22 protein-coding genes are annotated in these 24673 nt (G+C 51.5%); 4 read left to right on the forward strand and 18 right to left on the reverse strand.

Translation table 11 applies throughout. The features are described 5' to 3' along the window. Nucleotides 1-325 precede the first annotated feature (325 nt). The 6 genes from rpiA to ACZYR9_RS06990 all read right to left on the reverse strand — a co-directional run bounded on the left by rpiA (nt 326) and on the right by ACZYR9_RS06990 (nt 6721). The gene (gene rpiA, locus ACZYR9_RS06965; RefSeq protein ID WP_488977735.1) at nt 326-1000 is read right to left on the reverse strand and encodes a ribose-5-phosphate isomerase RpiA; all 675 of its coding nucleotides are present in this window, start codon (nt 998-1000) and stop codon (nt 326-328) included. Between the two features lie 37 nt (nt 1001-1037). Beyond that, nucleotides 1038-1649 carry a flavin reductase family protein gene (locus ACZYR9_RS06970; RefSeq protein ID WP_488977736.1) on the reverse strand — a complete coding sequence of 204 codons (612 nt, stop codon included), beginning with the start codon at nt 1647-1649 and terminating at the stop codon, nt 1038-1040. Between the two features lie 35 nt (nt 1650-1684). After that, a complete protein-coding gene (locus ACZYR9_RS06975; protein ID WP_488977737.1) occupies nt 1685-2299 on the reverse strand; it encodes an alpha/beta hydrolase in 615 nt (204 codons plus the stop codon). Beyond that, nucleotides 2299-3246: a ring-cleaving dioxygenase gene (locus tag ACZYR9_RS06980; RefSeq protein ID WP_488977738.1), complete on the reverse strand. Its 948-nt coding sequence runs from the start codon at nt 3244-3246 to the stop codon at nt 2299-2301. Before ACZYR9_RS06980 ends, ACZYR9_RS06975 begins: the two co-directional genes overlap by 1 nt. A gap of 56 nt (nt 3247-3302) precedes the next feature. After that, the gene (locus ACZYR9_RS06985) at nt 3303-3767 is read right to left on the reverse strand and encodes a MarR family winged helix-turn-helix transcriptional regulator (RefSeq protein ID WP_488977739.1); all 465 of its coding nucleotides are present in this window, start codon (nt 3765-3767) and stop codon (nt 3303-3305) included. 644 nt (nt 3768-4411) lie between these two features. After that, the gene (locus ACZYR9_RS06990) at nt 4412-6721 is read right to left on the reverse strand and encodes a putative bifunctional diguanylate cyclase/phosphodiesterase (RefSeq protein ID WP_488977740.1); all 2310 of its coding nucleotides are present in this window, start codon (nt 6719-6721) and stop codon (nt 4412-4414) included. 160 nt (nt 6722-6881) lie between these two features. Here ACZYR9_RS06990 and ACZYR9_RS06995 point away from each other — a divergent pair, with 160 nt between their 5' ends. From ACZYR9_RS06995 to ACZYR9_RS07010, 4 genes are all read left to right on the forward strand, one after another. Beyond that, the gene (locus ACZYR9_RS06995) at nt 6882-7682 is read left to right on the forward strand and encodes a Cof-type HAD-IIB family hydrolase (protein ID WP_488977741.1); all 801 of its coding nucleotides are present in this window, start codon (nt 6882-6884) and stop codon (nt 7680-7682) included. A 24-nt stretch (nt 7683-7706) separates the two neighbouring features. Then, complete coding sequence (locus ACZYR9_RS07000) at nt 7707-8258, forward strand: GNAT family N-acetyltransferase (protein ID WP_488977742.1); 552 nt, start codon at nt 7707-7709, stop codon at nt 8256-8258. A 252-nt stretch (nt 8259-8510) separates the two neighbouring features. Continuing rightward, nucleotides 8511-9911 (forward strand): hypothetical protein, encoded by a 1401-nt coding sequence (locus ACZYR9_RS07005; RefSeq protein ID WP_488977743.1) that lies wholly within the window; start codon nt 8511-8513, stop codon nt 9909-9911. Nucleotides 9912-10072: 161 nt separating this feature from the next. Then, nucleotides 10073-11170 carry a hypothetical protein gene (locus ACZYR9_RS07010; RefSeq protein ID WP_488977744.1) on the forward strand — a complete coding sequence of 366 codons (1098 nt, stop codon included), beginning with the start codon at nt 10073-10075 and terminating at the stop codon, nt 11168-11170. 185 nt (nt 11171-11355) lie between these two features. Here the strand turns inward: ACZYR9_RS07010 and ACZYR9_RS07015 are convergent, their stop codons facing one another. The 12 genes from ACZYR9_RS07015 to ACZYR9_RS07070 all read right to left on the reverse strand — a co-directional run bounded on the left by ACZYR9_RS07015 (nt 11356) and on the right by ACZYR9_RS07070 (nt 24506). After that, the gene (locus tag ACZYR9_RS07015; protein ID WP_488977745.1) at nt 11356-11748 is read right to left on the reverse strand and encodes an acyl-CoA thioesterase; all 393 of its coding nucleotides are present in this window, start codon (nt 11746-11748) and stop codon (nt 11356-11358) included. Between the two features lie 369 nt (nt 11749-12117). Beyond that, nucleotides 12118-13143 (reverse strand): zinc-dependent alcohol dehydrogenase, encoded by a 1026-nt coding sequence (locus tag ACZYR9_RS07020; RefSeq protein WP_488977746.1) that lies wholly within the window; start codon nt 13141-13143, stop codon nt 12118-12120. Nucleotides 13144-13175: 32 nt separating this feature from the next. Next, nucleotides 13176-15218: a (Fe-S)-binding protein gene (locus tag ACZYR9_RS07025; protein ID WP_488977747.1), complete on the reverse strand. Its 2043-nt coding sequence runs from the start codon at nt 15216-15218 to the stop codon at nt 13176-13178. Between the two features lie 19 nt (nt 15219-15237). After that, nucleotides 15238-16212 carry an electron transfer flavoprotein subunit alpha/FixB family protein gene (locus ACZYR9_RS07030; protein WP_488977748.1) on the reverse strand — a complete coding sequence of 325 codons (975 nt, stop codon included), beginning with the start codon at nt 16210-16212 and terminating at the stop codon, nt 15238-15240. Nucleotides 16213-16249: 37 nt separating this feature from the next. Further along, on the reverse strand, nt 16250-17023 hold the full coding sequence (locus tag ACZYR9_RS07035) for an electron transfer flavoprotein subunit beta/FixA family protein (protein WP_488977749.1): 774 nt from the start codon (nt 17021-17023) through the stop codon (nt 16250-16252). A 26-nt stretch (nt 17024-17049) separates the two neighbouring features. Then, nucleotides 17050-18141, reverse strand: a complete 1092-nt coding sequence (locus tag ACZYR9_RS07040) for a glycoside hydrolase family 88 protein (protein WP_488977750.1) — start codon at nt 18139-18141, stop codon at nt 17050-17052. Between the two features lie 142 nt (nt 18142-18283). Next, entirely contained in the window at nt 18284-19567 is a 1284-nt protein-coding gene (locus ACZYR9_RS07045; RefSeq protein ID WP_488977751.1) for a TRAP transporter large permease, read from the reverse strand. Continuing rightward, nucleotides 19564-20121: a TRAP transporter small permease gene (locus tag ACZYR9_RS07050; RefSeq protein ID WP_488977752.1), complete on the reverse strand. Its 558-nt coding sequence runs from the start codon at nt 20119-20121 to the stop codon at nt 19564-19566. Before ACZYR9_RS07050 ends, ACZYR9_RS07045 begins: the two co-directional genes overlap by 4 nt. Before the next feature lie 82 nt (nt 20122-20203). Beyond that, a complete protein-coding gene (locus ACZYR9_RS07055) occupies nt 20204-21349 on the reverse strand; it encodes an acyl-CoA dehydrogenase family protein (protein ID WP_488977753.1) in 1146 nt (381 codons plus the stop codon). A 39-nt stretch (nt 21350-21388) separates the two neighbouring features. Further along, entirely contained in the window at nt 21389-21808 is a 420-nt protein-coding gene (locus tag ACZYR9_RS07060; protein WP_488977754.1) for a MaoC/PaaZ C-terminal domain-containing protein, read from the reverse strand. Between the two features lie 255 nt (nt 21809-22063). Then, on the reverse strand, nt 22064-23095 hold the full coding sequence (locus ACZYR9_RS07065; RefSeq protein WP_488977755.1) for a LacI family DNA-binding transcriptional regulator: 1032 nt from the start codon (nt 23093-23095) through the stop codon (nt 22064-22066). A 211-nt stretch (nt 23096-23306) separates the two neighbouring features. Next, nucleotides 23307-24506, reverse strand: coding sequence for a CaiB/BaiF CoA transferase family protein (locus ACZYR9_RS07070; RefSeq protein WP_488977756.1), 1200 nt, complete (start codon nt 24504-24506; stop codon nt 23307-23309). Nucleotides 24507-24673 lie beyond the last annotated feature (167 nt).

The raw sequence follows: 24673 nt of genomic DNA on the forward strand, positions 1-24673 counted from the left end.
CACGGACGAATGTCAACGAGTGTACACTCTACGTTTATATCATTTGCTGGTTTATATCGATCACCGTTTAGTCCTATAAATCAACGGGATCGACGCTATCATACTGTTGGGAGCTGTAGGAACCGTCATGGGATGTGAGATTGTTACAATGGGACGAAACAAACGGATGAAATTTGTAATCGAATTGAAATGTTATTATCATCGTTCTTTAATATAAACCGTCTATACTTATTAGTGACCCCCCTTTTTTTATATATAACCCTTTAGACCCGCGGCCCGTTGCTTGCGGGTCTCTTTTTTTGGGGTCCGCCTCACTTTGGTCGGGTTATCGCCATCCGGTGAAAAGCTCAACACCATCCGGACCCGCTATAATGACCGTATCGGCCATGCCTACGAAAAGCCCGGTTTCTACTACGCCTGTGAGCAGCTTCAGCTTGTGATGTAAAGCCAATGGGTGGGAAATGACCTTGAAGTCGCAATCGACAATATAATTGCCGTTATCCGTTTGATACAGAAGACCTGATTCCGATAATCTTATGGCAGGGATACATTCTAACGCCTTGATTCTTCGGAGGGTTTTTTCCCATGCAAAAGGGATCACTTCAACCGGCAGTAAAAATCCGCCCAGCTCGGGTACCCGTTTGGAATGATCCGCCACAATAATGAAACGCCGGGATGAAGCCGCTACCAGCTTTTCGCGAAGCAGCGCCCCACCCCCGCCCTTGATCAAATTCAGATCGGGGCTGATTTCGTCAGCCCCGTCAATGGTGAGATCCAGCTGTTCCACGCCGTCGAGGTTGATTAGCGGTATGCCTGCTTGTCGGGCCAGCATTTCGGTTTGATGAGAAGTAGGCACACCACGAATCTGCAGCCCTTGCTTCACGAGCTCGCCAAGCTTTTGAATGGTCCAAAATACGGTTGATCCTGTACCAAGACCCAATGTCATGCCCGGCTTCACCAATTCCACTGCTTTTTCTCCAGCCAGCTTCTTGTAGTTCAATATAATCTCCTCGGCATCATTAGAATCATTTCTTGATCTATACAGGACGTTCCAATGAAAAGATTTCACCCAGCTTGCTGTAGCTGCTGCCGGCAAGCCGGCTTACCGGCTTAAGCCCCTCCGGATCAATATGACCGTTTCGAACCAGCTCCTCCGCTATATGAAAGCATACGACGCGGCCGATTAACAAATCGCAAGCGGGCGACTCTTCGGAGCCTCCAAGCGGAATGGAACGTTCAAGCACGCATTCCATTCTGATTTTCGCCTCAGCTACACCAGGTACCGATATTTTCCCGCTTGGGACAGGAGTAAGACCGGCAAGCTGAACCTCGCTCTCCTCCGGACCCAAATTAGCGGCCGTTTGGTTAATTTGCTCAATATACGATTCGTCACTGATATGAACGACAAAAGCGCCTGTATCCTGCGCATTTCTAGCGGTATCTTTGGGTAAGCCCTGCTTGCGCTGTACCGATACGGAAACCATCGGAGGATTCGCCGTAACGATATTAAAATAACTGAATGGGGCCGCGTTCAGCACCCCCTCTTTGGAGAGGGTAGTCACAAACGCAACAGGCCTAGGTATAATGCTCCCTATCAATAGCTTATAGTTATCCCTTTCGCTTTGGCTGGCAGGATCGATTGATATCAAGTTCATTCTCCTTTCGGCACCATAGCCCGCGTTCATTATTGTTTTGTAAAATGCTGATTGAACCAAGCTGCAGCCGCATGAACCTCCGAGCTCGTCAGCTGATGGCCCTGATTTTCCCAATGTAGGGCAACGGCTGCTCCGGCACCTTCCAGCAGGTGCTGTAAATCTTCGGTTTCCTGCGGAGGGCAGATCGGATCGTTTCTTCCCGCACCGATAAAGATCGGTGTGCCCGACAGATCCGGCAGCTCTACCCCGCGGCGCGGCACCATCGGATGATGAAGAACGGCGCCTTTTAAAGAGCCCTTGTGATGAAATAAGAGACTCCCCGCGATATTGGCTCCATTGGAGTATCCGACGGCTACCATATTTTGACGATCGAGCCCGTATTCGCCGGCGGCCTGGTCCAGAAAATCGCCCAGCTCCTGGGTCCTGAACAGCAGATCCTCTTCATCAAATACGCCTTCCGCCAGTCGTCTGAAAAACCTCGGCATGCCGTTCTCAAGTACATTGCCTCTTACGCTCAACACGGATGCAGCCGGTGCAATGATCCCGGCCAGCGGCAGTAAATCGTTCTCGGTTCCTCCTGTTCCGTGTAAAAGCACCAGCGCCGGCAGCGCAGAATCGGTTCCTTTTTTAAAAATATGCTTCATCACTTATCCTCTCCCAAAACACGAATTTGAATAGGCGGCAGTCCTTGTTCGATGGCGGCGCGGTGAGGTTCATACCACTCGGGAAGCATCAGCTTTTCGCCCAACGCATCAGCCGGCTCATCCAGCGCAAACCCCGGCGGATCCGTAGCTATTTCAAAGAGAATTCCCCCTTCTTCGCGGAAATAAATCGCATTGAAATACTGCCGGTCTACAATGGGTGTCGGTTGAAACCCGTTCTGAAGAATATGATTTCTCCATAGCTGATGGTCCTGATCATCCTTCGCGCGCCATGCAATATGATGTACAGTACCCGCTCCGCCGACTCCTGAACCTACGGGCTCAGCATTGATATCGATCACATTCCCCAGATCGCCTATGGCTTTAAAACGGACAAAGCCGCCTTCCCGGCCTATCTTTTCAAGGCCCATCACCTGCTGCAGCAGATTCATGGTTTTGTCAGGCGCATGACTGTAAAGCACGGCCCCTCCGAAGCCTTTGATCGCTTTGTCCGGCGTCACCCCTCCGAATGACCACTGACTCCTGGGACCTTCCTCCCGCTCGACAATTTCCAGCTGCAGGCCGTCTCTGTCCTCAAATTGAAGATACACTTCAGAAAACCTTTCCGTCCGTGTAAAAGGAATACTGAATTTCTGCAGTCGTTCTTCCCAGAAGCCGAGCGCGCCCTGCGGCACGACAAACGTGGTGAATCCGACCTGACCTCCTCCAATCCTTCCCCGCCGCGCATTCGCCCACGGGAAAAATGTAATCGCGGTACCCGGGCTGCCTACCTCATTACCAAAATATAAGTGATACACTTCCGGCGCATCAAAGTTGATCGTCTTTTTGACGAGTCGAAGAGCCAGCACCCCGGCGTAAAAGTCCACATTGTCCTGAGCGTCTGAAACAAAGGCCGTAATATGATGAATTCCTGCGGTTTGTTGTGACATAAGGTTCACTCTCCTATTTTATATGATCTAATCTTTGCTTTGTAACACCTTACCGGTTAAACAGTCTTCTGGGCTTCCAGCCCCAGCTTCTTTAACAATCCGATGGCCTCTGCCTTTTCCTTCGGTGTGAGCCCCTGCATAATGGACTCGATCACGTCGGCATGATCCGGAAAAATCGTCTGGAATAATTCCGTTCCCGCATCGGTAATCACGGCATACGTCACTCGGCGATCCTCGGAGCAAGGAACACGGCTCAAATATCCCTTCTTTTCCAGCTTATCGATATTGTAGGTGATGCTGCCGCTGGTCACCAAAATCTTATCGCCGATTTGCTGAAGCGGAATTCTTCCCTTATGATACAGCAGCTCCAGCACGGTAAACTCCGTTGCGGAAAGACCATGTTTTTTCATGTCTCTCATGGCGCGGTCCATAACGACTTTATAGGCTTTGGAAAGCACAACCAGCAATTTTAGCGATAGCTCCCTGTTATTTAAAAGCTGGGACTCTTTTACTTCATTCATTTTTTTCATCCCCAACCATTATGGCTTAAATTTAAATATCTTTAATTTAAGATAAATATACACTTCAACCAACGCATTGTCAACTTAAACCATCACGATAGGAATTAAAAGCGGTTTGACTTTATCGGTGCCTGTAGTCATTACTTGATGATGATTGGAAAATGTGTCCGCTCATATGACAATGCTTTTCGCGCAGCGCTTGCTGCGTTCTTTGTTTGACACCGCTCGAGCATGCGGAACACCTTAGGTCAGCGGCCGGCATGCCAGGCGAAGCCCTGTATAGATTGATGACAAGCAGCGAGTGCTTTATGTGATTTCCAATGTTTCAGCTTAGGCTGGATTAGGTGCGCGGTGACTATCGGGGTACAGGAAACGTTATATAGTGAAAATATGGCACTTCGGCGATGCTAACAGACTGAGAAGCCGGCTAAGGCCGCTCGAACATTGGGAAAAACCGCCGGGACAATCGTGCAGCCTCTTAAACTGGGGAAAAGCAGGCATACTTTTATCATAGAAAACCAGTGGAGCAACGAGACCGTCATCGAGAAATTCGGGACCAGAAAGGATCTGAAAAAATTCGGCACAAACCGTCTGCTTATCCGCAAATACGGTTCATGCCGATCCTGCCTATTGTTTTGCCAAGCTCAGAACTCTCCGGTAGTTGCGTCAACGGCTTCCAAAAGCTGAATAAGCTCCTCCAAAGGCATAGGCTTATGAAAATAATAGCCCTGTACGACGCAATCGGCGTTGATTTCCTTGAGCAGGATGAACTGCTCGCGCGTTTCCACCCCTTCTGCTACAACAGTCAGGTTGAGGCTTTGGGCCATAGCCATGATCGCCCTGACAATACTTGCATCCTGATCATTTTCCGTCATTTGACCTACGAAGGATTGTGCGATCTTAATGCCGTCGAGCTGAAAAGTGTGTAAATACCCCAGAGAACAATACCCTGTGCCGAAATCGTCCATCGTAACCTGCAGTCCCAGCGCCTTCAATCCGAGCAGTGCATTCGCCGTCTCTTCCGTATCGAGCAAGGCGACTCCCTCGGTGATTTCAATAACCAAGCGGCCGGAGTCTATTCCCGACTCCGCCAATATTCCGGCAACATGTTCTACAAAATCGGCTTGAATCAGCTGTTTAGGCGATACATTCACAGCCAATTTCAGAGGAGACGTTTCCTGCCTCCTCCATTGTGCCGCCTCAAGGCATGCCGTGCGCAGCACCCATTCGCCCATGGGAACAATCAATCCAGTTTCTTCAGCCAGCTGAATAAACTCCGACGGGGAAACCAGGCCTGCGCCGTTCCTGTTCCAGCGAAGCAGAGCCTCGACCCCCACGATGCGGCCTGTATGAGAACATACCTGCGGCTGATAATACAGGACGAGTTCACGGTTATCCAGCGCTTGCCGAAGGTCTCGTTCCATCGTCATCATGCTTTGCATTTGATTCATCATCGCCCGGGTAAAGAATTGCGACCGGGAACCTCCGAGCTCCTTGGCCCTGTACATAGCCATATCGGCGTGCTTCATGAGCTCGGACTTATCCATACTGTCTTCAGGGTATACCGCAATCCCGATACTGGTGCTTGTCCGAACGGCATGATCACCAATCCGAAATGGTCTTGCGATGTCCTGAATAATGAAAGACGCGAGCTTGGTCAACTCCTGCTTTGTATCAAACCCTCGGATCAGGAGCGTAAACTCGTCCCCGCCCATTCTGGCGACCAAATGTTTTTCCGAAACGGCCTGAACGATACGCTTGGACACCTGCTGAATCAACTGATCTCCTGCTGCGTGCCCCAAACTGTCGTTGATATATTTAAACCGGTCCAGATCCATAAAAAACACCGCCAACCGCTCCCCGGAAGCTTCAGCTTCCTTGATCGCCTCATTCACCTTGCGCTCAAACAGACGTTTATTGGGAAGCTTCGAGAGTTCATCATGTTCGGCCAAAAACTCGCTGCTTCGGAGCATCTGCTTCAGCTTCAGAACCAGAACGTCGTTTTCCATCAAAACCGTGATTTGTCGGATTACGATGAGCACCAACGCAAGGAATGTACCGACCACCACCCCGTCAATGGAACGAATGCGATCGGCCATCAGCGGAAATAAAAGAAGTAAACACATATACGGAATAATCAGACGAAGCTTTCGTATTTTTCCTTTAATCGAGAAGTAAGCGGATTCGGGATTTATCGTTTTATGCAAAGAATAAACACCCGAATAGCCGACCGCTACCAATGCAATAGACCATAACGGATCATACCAGACGCCCTTTTCATACGTACCCAGAGAAACATCAGAAAAATACATCAGGTCCGCAATGACAAACAATACGATTCCGGAAGTAAACAGAAGCAGCGACTTATAAGGAAACAAAGGCTGATAGGCAAAATAAACCATAAACAAGCACATGATGATACCGAAATCTACAACCGGATACAGTAAAGCATTCACAATGCTTGCCCAGGATGAGCTTTCCAGCATAAACTTCATATTCGGCCGGATGATAAATTCCCAGAAAACCGTTCCACTCACCAGCATAATGATAAAGGAGTCGTATAAAAAACGGATGCCTTGAGAAACGTTTTTCTCCTTGAACATTATATAAAACATAGCGATGAGATATAAAAATGCCTGAAGGTGCCAAAAGATTTGTGCCGGGCTTAGGTTTAATCCCTCCATGTGCAGTTCCCAGCTGCTAAAGATCAATGAAGACGATGCCCCAATATAGCAGCCTGAACCGAGCGCGATCAGCAGCCAAAACACCTTGATGCTCCCTAGATGACGGCGGTAGGAAAACACCAGCATGGCCAAGGATAAAGCTGCCGGAATCATATCCGCGGCGTAATACAGGTTATACGTTTGCGGGCTTACATAATGCATTACGGCGTAACTGAATAAATAAAGAAGCATACAGGCCAAGACTTTGCTATTCCAATTGTACACCTGCATAAGTAGGCATCCCTCTCATGAGATACTAAAGTTAACAAGCGTTGTGAATCTATTATAAATCATTATTCGACAAAATTGGACAAATTTTTCGGGTCGTTTTCATCCTCCCCGGCTTAAGATATAATGAAGAAATTAGAGGAAATAGGGGTGGGTAGTGTCCATGTACAAAATGCTTGCTATTGATATCGACGATACGCTGATTAATGATGAGAAACAAATTACAGAAGGCACCAAACAGGCGCTGGCCGCCGCATTATCTCAAGGGGTGATCGTCACGCTGGCCACCGGGCGCATGTATGCTTCCGCCAAGCAGCTGGCGGCTCAGCTCTCGCTGAATGTTCCGCTGATTACCTATATGGGATCGCTGGTCAAGAACGCGCTCGACGGCCAGGTGCTGTACGAACGCACCATACCTTTGGAAGCCGCTCGGACCATTTTTGAATACTGCGAAAGCCGCGGCCTGCATCTGCAAACTTACGTGGACGATGTGCTGTATGTGAAGGAAAGCAATGAAAAGGCTGAAGCTTACGCGGCACTGTCGAAAATTCCGTATACGGTTTGCCCGGATTTTGAAAAGCTTGTCTCCATGCCGTCAGCCAAACTGCTGATCATCGACGATCCGGAGGAATTGGACAGGATAGCCCCCCCACTGCGCGAGCTTGTGGGCGGCAGCGTGCATATTACGAAATCAAAGCCTCATTTTCTGGAAATCGTCCATGCGGAGGGAACCAAGGGGCACGCATTAACGCATCTGGCGGAGCATTTCGGCTTGGAGCTTTCTCAGGTCATCGCGATCGGCGACAGCTGGAACGACCGTGAAATGCTGGAGGTCGCAGGGCTCGGTGTTGCGATGGGAAATGCCGTTGATGCACTGAAGGAAATAGCCGATTACGTTACACTGAGCAACAATGACGACGGAATTAAGCATGTTGTGGAGAAATTTATCCTGCAAACCGTGTAAATGATGAAAGCCAAGGATCTACTTGTGAACTATCACACTACTGCTGAATGGGATGAAGCTCTTTGGAATGAGGCGGAACGCATATACAACCAAGCGTTTTCCGAAGGCTCCAGAAAGAGCCGTACCATCATCCGCCGCATGTTTGACAAGCGCATGTGCTTCCTGCACACGATGACCTTGGGCAGGGAAATGATAGCTATGGCCCTTAGCGGCATAAGCAAGAACACGCAGATGCTGGTCCTCGATTATCTTGCGGTCAAGGAAGGTTTTCGGTGGAATGGCTATGGGAAGCTTTTTGCCGGCTATATTCAAAACTGGGCTGAAACCACGGCCCATTGTAAAGGAATTGTCATCGAAATCGAAGCCGAAGCCACCCCGGGCCATATCCGGCGTATCGGCTTTTGGGAACAATGCGGATTCCGGTTAACCGAATATGTTCACCACTACGTTTGGGTTCCCGAGCCATACCGGGCCATGTACTTGAGTTTCCATCACGATTTCCGTATTCCGGACAATGGACAAAGCCTTTTTCGCTTCATTACCCAATTTCATCAGCAAGCGTATAGCAAGAAATGAGAACCATAAGATATTCTCAAAATATAGATTTACTTTTCAAAACAAAAAGCAGCGCGGCAGCCTGCTTTTTTTGTATTTATGGTGATCTTATACCGAACCTTTCAACTTTCGCCGTGTATATGGGGTGAATCTCAACCAATTAAAGCGGAAGCAAGCTGTCGGAACTTAGAGCATGTTCTCACCCTTTCAACCGCTCTGCATACGCTGTATTACAAAAGTAATTAGGCTTTTGTCTTATGGAGGCGAGCGGGTATGGACGTTTCGTTAATTTCGCTGCACTGGGTATATCTTATTTTTATTTTGCTGATTATCGGGTTTATGGTGATGAGGCGGGACACAAGCATGGTGTGTATTGTTGGCATTCTGGTCCTTGGCCTTCTCTCAACGCAATCTCTGCACGCTTCAGTTAGCGGGGTTTTCAACAGTTTTATTTATGCGATTAAAGAGCTGTTAGGCACTATTCTGATTATCTCGATCATTGTTTCGATGAGTAAAGTATTGACGCGCACTGGCATCAATGAAGTTATGATTTCGCCGTTTGCCCGTCTGATTCGGTCGCCCTCGTTAGCCTACTGGGTCATCGGTATCGTAATGATGGTGATGTCCTGGTTTTTCTGGCCTTCTCCTGCAGTCGCCCTGGTAGGGGCCGTTCTGCTGCCGGTGGCGCTGCGGGCAGGCTTACCGGCTTTAGGAGTGGCGATGGCCATGAACCTGTTCGGGCACGGCATTGCGCTTTCGGGTGATTACATTATTCAAGGTGCGCCGAAGCTGACCGCCGATGCTGCAGGCATTCCCGTCGCCGATGTATTGGAAGCGAGCGTACCTCTGGTCATCGTGATGGGTGCCGTTACGACTGTCACCGCGTTCTGGATGCTGAGGCGAGACATGCGAAGCGGCAAGCTCCCGGCCGGCAGCCAGGCAGCGGACGACCCATCACTTCGGATGACCGAAGAGCAGCCCTCAAGGCTAACTCCGATGAGCAAAAGAATGCTGGCCATTCTGATTCCGCTGCTGTTCGCCGCCGACGTCGCAGCGATGTTCGCATTCGATCTGCAGGGCGGCGACGCTACGGCGTTAGTCGGTGGAACTGCACTGCTTGCAATGCTGCTCATCTCGCTGCTGGCTCATGGCGGGCAAGCGCTGGAGCGGACGACCGGCGATTTGATCGAAGGCTTCCTGTTCGGCTTCCGGATATTCGGGCCCGTCATCCCCATTGCCGCATTCTTTTACTTGGGAGACTCCGCTTTATTGGATATATTTGGGAATGTTTTGCCCGAAGGCTCCCATGGACTCGTGAACGATCTTGGTTCTGCACTGGCTAATACGGTTCCGCTGAATCAAGCGGCAGGTGCCATTACACTGACAACAGTAGGCGCCATCACGGGGCTTGACGGCTCCGGCTTCTCGGGCATCTCTCTTGCTGGCTCCATCGCTAATCTGTTCTCCACCGCGATCGGCAGCGGCATTGCCACACTGACCGCTCTCGGACAAATCGCTGCGATCTGGGTTGGCGGCGGCACGCTGATCCCATGGGCACTGATCCCTGCAGCCGCCATTTGCGGTATCGATCCATTCGAACTGGCAAGACGCAACCTGAAACCGGTTATCTTGGGACTGATCGCAACGACAATCGCAGCTATGTTTCTCATCTGATGCATACGTCAAGCCGCCTCACGGAAATAGACTAAGCGGATGAAAACGTGCAGGCATCCTCCTTTTCTTAGTCACCTTTAAGTACCTTTAACATATATTGGTACTGTCAATAGGCATTCGTACATAGCGTCTGCCTACTTAAGTGAAAAGGAGATGTCCAGATGGCTTATTTCTGTTCTTGTTGCGATCCGTATCGGAGTTTAATCCCCGGCTTGCCGGGCGGGTTTCCGGGCGGATTACCAGGGGGCATGCCAGGCGGATTGCCAGGCGGATTTCCGGGCGGATTACCAGGGGGCATGCCAGGCGGATTGCCAGGCGGATTTCCGGGAGGGATGCCGGGCGGATTGCCAGGCGGGATGCCGGGCGGATTGCCGGGCGGCATGCCGGGCGGATTGCCAGGCGGGATGCCGGGCGGGATGCCGGGCGGATTGCCGGGCGGATTGCCAGGCGGATTGCCAGGCGGATTGCCGGGCGGCATGCCAGGCGGATTGCCAGGCGGCATGCCAGGCGGATTGCCAGGCGGCATGCCAGGCGGATTGCCAGGCGGCATGCCTGGGGGCATGCCAGGCGGGATGCCGGGCGGGATGCCGGGCGGCATGCCAGGCGGATTGCCGGGCGGATTGCCAGGCGGATTGCCAGGCGGCATGCCTGGGGGCATGCCAGGCGGGATGCCGGGCGGGATGCCGGGCGGATTGCCAGGCGGATTGCCGGGCGGATTGCCGGGCGGCATGCCAGGCGGATTGCCAGGCGGATTGCCGGGCGGCATGCCAGGCGGGATGCCGGGCGGATTGCCAGGCGGATTGCCGGGCGGCATGCCAGGCGGGATGCCAGGCGGATTGCCGGGCGGCATGCCAGGCGGATTGCCAGGCGGCATGCCAGGCGGATTGCCAGGGGGCATGCCGGGCGGTACCCCAGAAGGGCAGCCAGGCTCATCCCCTGTGTTCCAGCCGAGTGCAGTTCCCCCATCACCGCCCCATGGAGCAGGCCAAACGGGAGCGCCTCAAACTCCTCCGCCAGCCTACACACCGCAAAAACAGGCTGCAACATCATATGCCGTCGATCCGGGCGGAATTCGGAACTGCCTGTTTCGTTTCGTGTATATCTGGCAAACCAACGGAGAACAGTATTGGATGTACCTTACCTTTGTCGGCCGCAACTCTATATCCGGTTTCCGGTGGTTCGGCCGAGGACCTTTCGGGCATTGGGTTTTCTTCGGCCTCGATTTGCGCCGCATCGAATCCTTCTTTTGCCACAGATAATGCAAAACAACCCTGTACCGTTCGCGCGTACAGGGTTGTTTCTTTGTAAGGCCAGTTCTCCGTCGCCAGTCCGTACGGGCGAGGTCCTGTAAAAATAGAATGATATCCACTGCAGTCCCGATCAATAGACCGCTTTGGGGACAACCACCTTTCATTCCTCACATCTCTTGATTAAGAGATCCTCCTCAGGTGAACAATGTACGGAAGCCCTCGGGCACTTCACAGCTCTTGCCCGTAGCATTATCAACCGTTACGCTCGTCACCAAAGCATCGGCGCACAGCTCTCCCCGTTGATTGTAAATCTCCTGCCTGATGACGAAGCTGGTACGACCCACTTTTTCCGTTATGGCTTTGGCCGTAAGCCGATCGCCCTTTTTGCATTCTTTCCGGTAGCTGATATTTACGTTTACGACGACCGGATGGATACCGAGAGCTTCGAATCCACCGAATTCCTTTTCCCCTTGCGCATAAAATTCCTCGCGGGCCCATTCCAAGTATTCCAGATACTTCGCGTTATTGACATGACCATTCATGTCCAACTCCGAAAAACGCACGACAATATCGACACTCGCTTCCATGTTGTCCCCCTCATTCTATTAAGTAATGCTTTTTCTATTATCTCACTTATCTGTATTTTTTCAATATTTGCGCGCATTGATATTTTTGGAGGATGGATGAAGAGGAACCGCTGCTGCTTATCCATTGAAAGCGCACGAGTAAAAACGTACGAGGCTATGTGTCAGACATGTCGCCATCACGGCTCTCAGCCTTCGGTTTATTGGCGTATTACCTCACCGTCTAGGCCAGCAGCCATGCCAAAAACGGACAGAGTGGATGCTCTTGCCCGCTTTGGAGAATGCCGCAACCCGTCTTCGCCGCTCCCCTCCTGCAGGCAAGCTGTTTTTAACGAAACCGATCGGGCGTATTTATATTTTGAGCTCCATCCTTCATTGATCCGAGCAATTCAGAAGGATTTTCATGACGGCACCTTTGTTGTCCATTTGGTCGAGGCCCAGCTTTACATCCTCCAACGGATACACCTGAGTAATCAGCCGGTCCAGCGGCAGCGCTCCCGAAGCCGCCAAGCTGATGGCCGCTTCGAAGTCCTCCCTTTCGTACACCCGGGCTCCAAACAGCTGCAGCTCCCTCCAGAAAAACTTATGCAGATCCACCGGCACCGGCTTGCCGAAAATGGAAACGACGACGATGCGCCCCCGCGTCCGCGGCAGCTGCGTCATGATCTCGGCGCCGACGGTCGAGGACGTCACCTCGAATACGACATCGGCTCCCGCTCCATCCGTTGTTTCATTCACGAAGCCGATCAGGTCCTTCTCTTGCGTGTTGATCGTGTTTAAACCGAGCTCGGCAAGCAGCTTCAGCCGGAACGGGTTAATCTCGGAGACAAGCACCTCGGCTCCTTTGCTTCTCAGGACTAGCGCGATAAGCGTCCCGATCGGGCCGCCGCCGAGCACGACGGCATACTCGCCCGCTTTCACCTGGCCCATGCGCACGTCATGGCAGGCAACAGCCAACGGCTCGATCATCGCGCCGTGCTGCAGGGACAGGTTTTCCGGCAGCTTGTGCAGCGTGTGTGCGGGTACCGTCCAGTATCCCTGGAAGGAGCCGGACGTCTCGATCCCCAGAAACCTCAGCTTCTGGCAGATGTGTCCGTGGCCGGCTTTGCAGGCGGGGCATTGACCGCAGGAATCCAGCGGGCGTACAGTCACTCTGTCGCCCGGGACGAAGCCCTCTACGCCTTTACCGACTTCGGCAATGATGCCGGACATCTCGTGTCCCATAATTTGCGGGAACGTCACCCGCTGGTCCATCGCCCCGTGATAGATGTGCAAATCCGTGCCGCAGATACCGCTGTAGGCTACCTTAATCTGCACTTCGCCCTCCAGAGGCTTCCGGGGCGCGCATTCTCCGATCCGCATCGTTTTATTGCCCTCATAAAAAGCCGCTTTCGCCATCTCATCACCTTTTCTCTTAAGAAAGTTAACCATTAACTGACGGCTTTCAGAAGAATTTCCGCGACATCCATCGTACCGATTTCGTTCTCTTTGTCTTTGGCCTTGATCCCGTCGTTCACCATCGTAAGACAGTAAGGACAAGCGCTGCTGATCAGGGTAGGATTCGTCTCCAGAGCTTGCTCCACCCTTTCAATATTAACCCTTTTCCCCTCTTTTTCTTCCAGCCACATCAGACCTCCGCCCGCGCCGCAGCACATGCTGTTTTCGCGATTGCGGTTCATCTCCGCTAAAGTAACCCCGGGAATCGCGCGCAAAATGTCCCTCGGCTGCTCATAAACGCCGTTATAGCGGCCCAGATAGCAGGAATCGTGGTATGTGATCGTTTCTTTAAGCTCACGGATCGGCTTTAACTTGCCTTCCTTCACCAATTGGGCCAAAAGCTCGGTATGGTGAACCACTTCCGCCTCCAGACCGAATTCCGGATATTCGTTTTTGAGCATATTGTAGGCGTGGGGATCGGCGGTAACGATTTTTTTCACGTTGTACCGCTGCATGGTTTCGATATTCTCAGCCGCCAGCTGCTGGAAAAGGAGCTCATTGCCGACGCGGCGCGGCGTGTCCCCTGAATTTTTCTCCTCATTGCCGAGGATGGCGAATTTGACACCGGCCATATGCAGCAGCTTCGCCGTGGCCTGCGATACCTTGACGCTGCGGTTGTCGTACGAGCCCATCGAACCGACGAAGAACAAATATTCAAAGTCTTCCGTTTCCTTCACCGTCGGAATGATATCTTCCACCCCCTCACGCCACTTGATGCGCTCATTGCGGTTAATGCCCCAAGGATTGCTTTGGCGCTCGATATTTTGCAGGGTCCGGTTGATCTCGCCTGGCATTTTCCCTTCGGTCAGCACCAGGTGTCGGCGCATATCGATAATCATATCGACGTGCTCGTTGCCGACAGGACACTGGTCTTCACAATTGCGGCAGGTCGTGCAGGCCCAAAGCTCCTGCTCGGTAATCACTTCGCCGACCATTTCCATGCTGGTTGCCGGTTTCTCTTCGGAAGCCGCCGCCAGCTCGGATCCCGCGCTGCCGGTGATTGTGAAAGCCGGCACCCATGGAGTCCTGGATGTGATCGCCGCCCCTTTTTCCGTCAGGTGGTCCCTCAGCTTCGTTATGATGTGCATCGGGGACAACTGCTTGCCCGTCGTGGATGCTGGGCACATGTTGGTGCACCTGCCGCATTCCACGCAGGAATACAGATCGAGGAGCTGATCCTGACGGAACTGCTCGATTGTGCCTACGCCAAACGTTTCCGCGTTTTCGTCCTCCAGATCAATCTTCGTCAATTTGCCCGGCGGATCCATTTTCTTAAGATAAATATTGATCGGTGCAAAAATCAGGTGAGCATGCTTCGATTGCGGCACATAAACCGCGAACGATAGTAAAATCAGCAGGTGAGCCCACCAGAAAATATAAAATCCAACTTTTGCCGCATTTGCTCCGATCCCGGAAAACAGTATCGCGATCAGCGACGAGACAGGAGCATAAACCGTGCTCTCCTGTCCCAGCCACAGCCTCTCAAACCCGAGCGAGAGCAGGACGGACAGCATCAGCGTGGAGATAAAAATCAGAACAAGCCCGGCTTTAAATCCTCGCTTCAGACGCTTCAGCTTTTCGATATACCGGCGGTAAAAGGCATACCCTGCGGCCAGCATAACGGACAATACGGCAAACTCCTGCGTCAGGTTGAAAAAGGCGTGAGCCTCTCCAAGCGGAATGGTCCATCCCTTGACAAAGCCTTTGACAATAAGCTCCAAAGCGCCGAATTGCAAGATGATGAAGCCGTAAAACATGACCATATGCATGATACCGCTTTTTTTGTCCTTCAAAAGCTTCTTATGGCCAAATACGTTCACGACGAATTCCCGCCATCTGTCTTTCGGGCTGCCACTCAACGTCATCGGCTGCCCTAGCTTAATGAAGAGGTACCTGCTGTACAGGACCTTGAATACCAAATACATACCGTATCCGGTCACCGCCAAAAACAACAGGAAATGAATAAATGCAAACATGGGGTCCTCCCGGCTCAGGCTAGACTTTGATCTTCTTGAATTCTTCGGTCAAAAGCGGCACCACTTCGAACAAATCGCCAACGATCCCGTAATCAGCCACTTTAAAAATCGGCGCCTCCGCGTCCTTGTTGATGGCAACGATTACTTTGGAGTTCGACATGCCCGCCAAATGCTGAATGGCTCCCGAAATACCGCAGGCAATGTACAGATCCGGCGTCACTACTTTGCCGGTTTGGCCGATCTGCATATCGTAGCTGCAATAGTTAGCGTCGCACGCTCCGCGCGATGCGCCGACAGCTGCGCCCAGGACTTGGGCCAGCTCATTCAACACGTTGAAGCCCTCTTCACTCTTTACACCGCGGCCGCCGGAAACAACGATCTTGGCTTCGGTGAGGTCAATGGCACCGGACGACTTGCGGACGATGTCTTTGACTATCGTTCGCAAATCCTTGACTTCGGCTTGAAATTGTTCGATGCTTGCCGGTTTTCCCGCATCCGGCGCATCGACTTCAAAGTTATTGGGACGGATAGTGACTAAAGCACTGCCTTCTGAAATACTCCGCTTTTCAAAAGCTTTGCCCGCATAAATCGGACGGATAAACTCCGGTTCTCCGTTATCTGTATTGACGCCTACGCAATCCGAAATCAGGCCGAGCTTCAAGCGGGCAGCCACTCTCGGCGCAAGGTCTTTTCCCATTGCCGTGTGCCCCATCACAATGATGTCCGGCTGCGATTGCTCGGCCAGCTGTGTCAATGCCTGAGCGTAAGCGTCAGTCGTATAAGCATCAAAGCAGGAGTTACGTAAGACGTATACTTGATCTGCACCGTATTGGGCTAACGTTTCTGCGTAGCCTTCAATGCCTTCTCCGCCGATGACGGCTGCGGAGATTTTTCCATGATTTGCAAGCCTTTTGGCCAAAGAGAGCGATTCGAGGGAAACGTTGCGCAGCTTCCCGTCCTTGGCTTCAGCCAAAACAAGTATGTTTTTGTCCATGCGATTTATCCTTTCTGCGGTCATGCCACATCGAATTTTAAATGACCTTCGCTTCGCTGCGTAACACCCGGACCAGCTCCGATACCTGTTCCCCGGCGGTTCCGGACAGGAGCCTTCCCGCTTCCTTTTTGGGCGGAAGATCGAGGCCTAAGATGCCTGATTTCGGTTGAAGCGGCGACGCATCCATGTTCAAGTCGGCTGCGGATAAGGTTTCCAAAGGCTTTTTCTTGGCTTTCATAATGCCGGGCAAGGACGGATAACGCGGCTCGTTTAACCCCTGCTGGGTCGTAAGCAATACCGGCATCGAAGCTTCGAGGGTCTCGGTATCCCCCTCGACATCCCGTTCGACGGTCACCTTTGGCCCGTTAATGTCCAGCTTTACAATCGTAGTGATCTGGGGGATATCGAGCAGCTCGGCAACGCGGGGACCGACCTGCGCGGAGCCGCCGTCAACGGCCATATTCCCTGCCAGAATGATATCGAATTGCCGGCCTTTGAGGACTGCGGCCAAAATGACCGACGCCGAATATTCATCGATGTCTAAGCCGAAGGATTCGCTGTCGACCAGGACCGCTTTATCCGCTCCCATCGCAAGAGCGGTGCGCAGCGCGCTTTCCGCGCGGGCGGGACCAAGCGAAACGACGGTCACTTCACCGCCGTGCTCCTCCTTGATCTTGACGGCTTCTTCCACGGCGTACTCGTCATACGGATTGATGACAAACTTTACGTTATTTTCGCTGACCTTGTTATTGTCGATCTGGATTTTCTCTTCCGTGTCCAATGTCTGTTTAAGCAAAACGGCTATATTCATCGTATGCTTTCCCTCCCCTGAGTAGTTCAATAGAGCAGCTGAAGCTTGCTGTTGTCGTTTTTGTTCAATAAACGGTATAACGCTTCAACAAAATAGTAGTCGCCGTACATGGTCGATTCCCCGACACCGGAATTGCGCGGCTTGTCAACTGTCGCTTTCTCGATGATGCCGTATTTGTCCAGACTCTGATACTGGCAGTGCAACACTAAGGACTTTACCAGCAGCGTTGCGCGGTCATACCATAGTTTCGATTGCTCGGCACGCCCTGCCCTCGCCAGCTGCTCCGAGAGAAGAAGCATGCCTGACGCCGCAATCGAGCCGGCAGCTGCGTCGAACGGCTCTTCCGCCCGGTTTTGGAAGACGAAATCCCACCGGGGCAAAACCCACCAATCGTCCAGGTGGTTCCAGAAGTAGGATGCCAGGTTTTCGGACGTTTCCAAATAGTGTTCCTTACCGGTACAGCTGTACATTTTAGCAAAGCCGTGAAGTGCCCAGGATTGTCCCCTCGACCAGCACGTCTCCGCCGAAAATCCCTGATGCGTCGTTCTTTCCACTATCTCAAAGGTATTCAAATCCCACTTTACCAGGTGATAAATAGAACCGTCAGGCCGGACATGGTGCTTCAGAATCGTGTCGGCAATGCGGCATGCCAGCTCGTTAAGCTCGGACCGGCCCGTTTTTTCGGCAGCCCATACCAGAAGCGGCACGTTCATGATCGTGTCTACGATCGCGTTGCCTTCATAGCCCGGTTCGTCCCAGGCAAGAATAAGACCCGAGCGCTCCTCGTAGAGATCGGTCATATTGCGGGCGCCGGCCAGAGCCAGCTTGGCCAATTGCTCGTCACCCGTCAGGTTATAGCCCATCACACAGCTGGGTCCGAAAAGAAAACCCATATCGTGCGTTTTATTGTCATTTTCACGGGCTTTCAATATCTTTGCCCACTGCAAAGCCTCTTGTTGGTCTTTTTCCGGGCTGCCGCCGTAAAGCGACTTGATCCACAGCAAGCCGATCCAAAATCCGCCGGTCCAATGACCGTATTTATGGGTTAACCAGTTTCCGTCTTGCGTGATGTGTGGAAAATCGTTCAGCCCTTTTTGCATATGTTCGACTTTGTTCAAGCTTCTCTCCATAACAGACAACAGTTCCATCCTCATCAGTCCTATCGTTTTTTTTCATAAATTCGTTCTGCACGTAGGGGCGCTTCCGAGAAGACCTTCGAAGTCGGCTGTACACCTGGCTGCTTGCCATGCTTCCCCTTATTTATTTCATAAATGATGGAAGCCACGTGGATAAGGCCGGAACGTAGCTGATAATCAGTACGTCTATCGTTAATATAACGAGGTAACCCACAACAGGCTTCGTAATTTGACTCATCTTCAAATTGGCGATCTGGCAAGCCACGACAAGGTTGACAGCAACCGGCGGCGTCAGCATGCCGATGGCTACGTTGACGACCATGATGATGCCAAAATGGACCGGGTCAATCCCAAACTGCAGCGCAACCGGCGCCAGGATCGGCGCGACCAAGAGGATCGTTACAATCGCTTCCATTGCGGTGCCCACGATAAACAGAAAGATATTGACGAGCAGCAGAAAAAAGAGCGGACTATCGGAAACGCTCGCAATCGCTTGACCCACCTTTTGCGGAACCTGCTCAATTGTCAGAACATATCCAAATATCGCAGCGTAAGCAACGATCGACATCAGCAGCGAGGTCGCCACCATCGATTTCGAGAAAATCGGCAGCAGATCTTTAAACTTCAGCTCGCGGTAGACGAACATCCCGATGAAAAACCCATAAACCACCGCTATAACCGATGCCTCAGTCGGCGTAAACCAGCCTTTGTATATCCCTCCAAGGATGATAAACGGCATCAGCAGGGCGAAGAACGCCCGGTGAAACGAGGTCCACAGCTCTTTAAGCCATTCTTTCTTGCTTTGTTTCTCGATAATATCAAAACCCTTAACCCTGGCATAAATGATGATGGTCAAGATTAGCGAAAGACCGATCAATATTCCGGGAAGAAAACCGGCCAGGAACAATGCCCCGATGGACACGTTGGCCACGAGCCCGTAAATAACCATGGGAATGGACGGCGGGATGATGACGCCAAGCTCGCCGGCTGCGGCGCAAGTCGCCGTGGCAAACGGTTTCGGATATCCCTTTTTCTCCATTGCAGGGATCAGCGTCGAACCGATCGCTGCGGTCGTCGCCGAAGAGGAACCGGATATCGTAGCGAAGAACATGGAGGTCAGCACCGATACCGAACCCAGCCCACCGCGGAACCATCCCACTAGGGCGTTCGCCAGGTTGATGAGCCGCACGGACATGCCGCCGGTCTGCATCAGATGACCGGCCAAAATGAAGAACGGGACAGCCATCAGCGGGAAGGAATCGATGGCCTCGAAAACGGTTTGGGCCAATGTGACCAGTGGAATCCCTTTGATTTGCAGAGCGATCAGGGAAGCAAATCCCAAGCAAACCGCTACCGGCATACTGATAAACAAAAATACGATAAGAGCTACAAAAAGCATCGTAATCATACGGCAATTTCCTCCTTCCCTTGGGGCTTGTATTCGGCCAGCGCCTCTTCCACTTCAGGGTCGATGACTTCCAGTATGTCTTTTTTATTCAGGTAAATGTCGAGCAGCAGGGCGACTGAACTTATAATGGTTAAAAATGCTCCGACCGACATCGCCGAATAGATGGAGATCATAGGCAGCTTCATCACCGAAGACGTTTCGCTGAGCCCGAATTTTGCCCAATCGAGCCCAATGATAAAAAGATACCCGTAGAACGAAATGGCCAACAGGTGGGCAATCACTTTAACGCCCCTGCCTATCGGTTTGGGAACTGCGGTCACGAAGGCTTCTACGGCGAGCGAGTCAGCTCTGCGCGCAACGACGGCAGCCCCGAGAAAAATGGCCCAAACCATTAAATACCGGGCAAGCTCTTCCGTCCACGGCGCAGACAACCCCGTAAAAACGAACCGAACGAGAACTTGATAAAAGATGGAAAGCGTCATCAGGAGCAGCAAAATACCGACAACGATTTCTAACACTCTGTTCAATTTGTCCACCAAACGAATAAAAATCATCGTATCACACCTCTGCTTATAAATGAGTACCCAAAGGTTGCTTTTTGTAAGCCCTTACTTTCACAGTCGGCCGAGGTCCGGTTTATGAATATGACTTTAGTATGTCGCGGGCAATAATGACACGCTGGATCTGGTTTGTGCCTTCATAGATTTGCGGGAGCTTGGAATCCCGGTACATGCGCTCAACCGGATATTCTTTCGTGTAGCCGTAGCCGCCGTGAATCTGTACCGCATTGGTCGCGATCTCCTGTGCGATGTCGGATGCGTATAATTTCGCCATGGACGCTTCCCGGCTATAAGGCCGTCCCTGATCCTTCAAATAGCATGCCTTGTAAAGCAAAAGGCGGGCGGCATTGATTTTGGTTTCCGCGTCGGCAAGCATGAACTGGATCGCCTGGTAGTTGCCGATCGACTTGCCGAAAGCCTCGCGCTGCAAAGCATACTTGAGTCCCTGCTCATGGGCGCCTTGAGCGATGCCCAGCGCAAGTGAAGCAATGACGATACGTCCGTTATCGAATGATTGCATCGCATATTTGAAACCTTCGCCTTCCTGCCCGATCAGGTTCTCGACAGGTACGGTGCAGTCCTCATAAATCAACTCTCCCGTACCGATCCCGCGTACACCCATTAGGTCTTCCTTTTTTCCAATTTTGAACCCTGGTCTGCCCTTCTCAACCAAAATCGCCGAAATGCCCTTGTGCCCAGGCGTATCGTTCGTGCGGGCCAGCGTGACAACCAGGTCGGCCATTTGCGCCATCGTAATGAACATTTTACTGCCGTTAATGACGAATTGGTCTCCTTTGCGTTCCGCCTTCGTTTTCATGGACGCCAGGTCGGTTCCGCAGTGCGGTTCCGTGGCCCCGATGCAGCAGATGGTTTTGCCTGCTCCGATGGATTCGACGTGTCGATCCTTTTGCTCTTTCGAGGCAAACCGGTTAATGAAGTCCGCCTGCAGTTTGGAGGTCAGGACCGCGTTGGACATGGATGCCGAAACCTTCGCCAGCTCTTCGAGCATAATGCTGCAGCTGATATGGTCCGCCGCCATTCCGCCGTATTCCTCCGGCAGCGTTAAGGACATAAAGCCGAGATCGGCCATTTGCTTCCAGATGTCGGCTGGAAATTCATCATTCTTGTCGATTTCCGCAGCACGCGGGGCAATGACTTCCTCCGCAAACTCTCTGACTGTATCGCGAAGCATCTTCTGCTCTTCCGTCAAATCGAATATCATAGCGAATCCTCCTGACGCTCTTCACAGCGCATTTTAATTTTAAATGAAAAATTTCAATATATGCTGGGCAACCGTACAGAGCTCGCCACGTTGGTTCTTGATTTCAATGTTAGAAACGGTTTTCAAGTTGTCTTCGTCGATCTGCGCAATCGTATAGGTCACCGTTATGGTATCGCCGATAAAAACCGGCTTAATAAAGCGAATGCGGTCGTAGCCATAGGAAACCCCGGTCATTTTGGTCTTTTCGACCATCATCGTAGAGGTAGTGGATGCAAAACCGATGGAAAGCACGCCATGTGCAATCCGGTGTTTATAAGGCGTTTTGCTCATGTACTCTTCGTTCACATGGTTGCCGCTGAGATCGCCTGTGATGCCGGCAAACATGTAAACATCGGATTCTCCAACCGTCTTGCTGAACGAAACCTGATCTCCCAATTCCAAAGGTATCCTTTTGCCCATTTTCATTTCCTCCCAAGGGTTCGTATTTTTCATCGATTTGATCGAACATAATGCTATTCAATAAATTATAAGCGCTTACATAATACTGACTCTTAATCTTTCATATTGGAGACTCTTCGTCATGTTTCTATTAAAACGATTTAATTGGTTTCAGATGGTGTTTTACGACATAGCAAAATAGCTATATTGGGTAATCCCCCCTCTCATCAGTAACATTTCATTGAGCGTCCGGCTTCATTTGCAGCTTTGATGATGTCACTTGAAATTACGAACGCCAAGATGCGCGCCGCACGTACGGCGGATAATCAAATGCGTCGGCAGCACAATCCGGATATTCCCCGGCGGGCCCGACCTGCTGATGCGCTCCAGTAAAATACGGGTGGCCTGCTGCCCCATATCATAGCGGGGAATTCGGACGGTTGTGAGCTGTACGGCTCTGTATTCGGCAAAAAAGATATCGTCAAAGCTGATCAAAGCCAAATCTTCCGGCACATCCAGTCCCATATCCTTCACCGCATCCATGACACCCAGGGCTGCCAGATCCCCGGCTGCAATAATGGCCGTCGGCCTTTCTTCCGATTTTTGATTCAGCAATGTCGTCACAGCCGTGTAGCTTTGCTGATATTTGGCACGGCCGGAGATGATCCATTCCGGACGTACTTGCAGCCCGGCATCGGCCATGGCCTTGTTGTACCCTGCAATCCGATCGATGTTGACGGTTGAATGTTCAACACCGGATATCTTGGCGATTCTCTTATGACCAAGCGAACACAAATGGCGGACGACCGAATAGGCGGCGCTGAAATTGTCGGCAAGGACCGTGTCGATATCTAGGTCGGGTACATGTCGATGGGCAAGCACTACCGGATAACCGTCCTTCACTACTTCACGCAGCAGTTCCATGTCCTGCGTGGAGGTGCTGGCGATGATAAGCCCATCCACCTTGCCTTCGCGGACCAAGGAAACGGCATTGGCCATCCGCTCCTTCTCATCATTTGTATTCACGATGATCACGGTATAGCCCTTCTCTTGGGCGACATCCTCGCACGCCTTGGCCAAATCCGGATAAAACGGGTTGGTTACATCCGAAATGACAAGGCCGATCGTTTTACTCTCCCTCATACGAAGACCGCGGGCGACGGCATTAGGCACATAATTCAGTTCCTCGATGGCACGTATGACCCGGTCTTTACGTTCCTGGCTCACGAACCTGGAATTATTAAGCACGTTGGAAACCGTAGCAACCGATACATTCGCTTTTTTCGCAATATCCCTTATTGTAATCAAAAGTCGTATCTCCCTTAATTTAATCGTTTTTATATCTATTAACATTGTATATATTAGCAATTACATAATCAATATTAAAGGAGAGTCAGGATGCATTGCGCAGCGCTTGTTAACCTAGGAAGCCTATTCCGAAAAGGAACGTTATACCCTACCTGCTTACGGTTATCCGTTTTGAAGACGATGTCATCGGCCTTGGCATAACATATTTTCTCTATTGTTCCCCCTCTTTTTTCAGGGAATGGTTGACAACACCTTCGTTCAGCAATTCATCGATGTCTTCGGCCGCAAAACCGATCTCCGCCAAAATTTCATCCGTATGTTCACCCACGCGGGGCGGGGTTCTGTATACTCCCGTTTTGAAATTTCCGTATCGAACCGGATGATTCAGGACTTTCGTTTCACCGGCGTCGGGATGCTCGAATGTAAGGATGCTGTTGTTCCATTCGACTTGCGGATCCGAGACAATTTCTTTATACCCGTTTACCGGACTGTGCCAAATGCCGTTCTTTTCAAAAATATCGAACCATTCGTCCGTCGATTTCTCTTTCATTCTCCCGGACACGATGGCGTCGATTTCCTGACGTTTATGCATTTGGTCTTTGGCGGTAAAAGCACGAAGTTCCTCCTTTTCCAGAGCATCGGCCAGCTTGTCGGTCGGCGAATTGGAGATCGTGATCCAGCCGTCAGCCGTCTCATAAACGCCGTAAGGAGCCTGATGATACCGCGTTGCAAGTCCGCTGCCGATTCTGTCCCACAGCTCGCCTTTGTTCATGTAATAGGTCAGCGGCTCAATCTGCAGGTCCAATGCGGAGTTCAGCAGATTGCTTTCCACCTTTTGCCCCTTGCCCGTTCTCTGAGACTCATACAAGGCAGCCATCACACCGAATGCGGCAAGCACAGCGCCATGCTGGTCGATCACGGCAGCGCCTACCGGCGTCGGAGGATCGCCATTTTTGCCGGACAGCGATGCAATGCCGCTTAAACCCTGAATCAGCATATCCTGACCCGGTCTGTCTTTATAAGGGCCGTCCGACCCGTAACCCGTACAAGAGCAGTACACCAGCCGGGGATTCATTTCCTTCAATGTTTCATATCCAAATCCCAAACGGTCCATGACGCCCGGGCGGAAATTTTCCACGAGAACGTCGGCTTCCCTGACTAGCCGGTAAATGATATCCTTCCCTTTTTCCGAACGGAGATTGATCGACAAGCTTCTTTGGTTCCGGTTGCCCAGCATGAAAAATAAGCTGACATTGTTCTTATAGGCATCGAATCCGGACCAATGGCGCTCGTAAGCTCCGGTGACCGGCTCGATTTTGATGACGTCGGCGCCGATGTCCGCAAGCATTTGCACGGCGGATGGCCCCTGCAGAAAATGGGTAAAGCTTAGCACCTTGACTCCTTTTAGCATGTTTCCATTCTCCTTTTTGGCCCGTTGGCGTTATGGAAATGACCGCCGTTAATCAACGCATCCGGGCGATTAAACCGTCCACGGCTTGACTGTACGCAATAAAACTGAACCTGCTTCCCTCCTCCTCTTCCCTCGGGCCCTTTAATTTAACAAAATGGAATGCGCTT

It is taken from the genome of Paenibacillus sp. F024 (genome assembly GCF_057814255.1).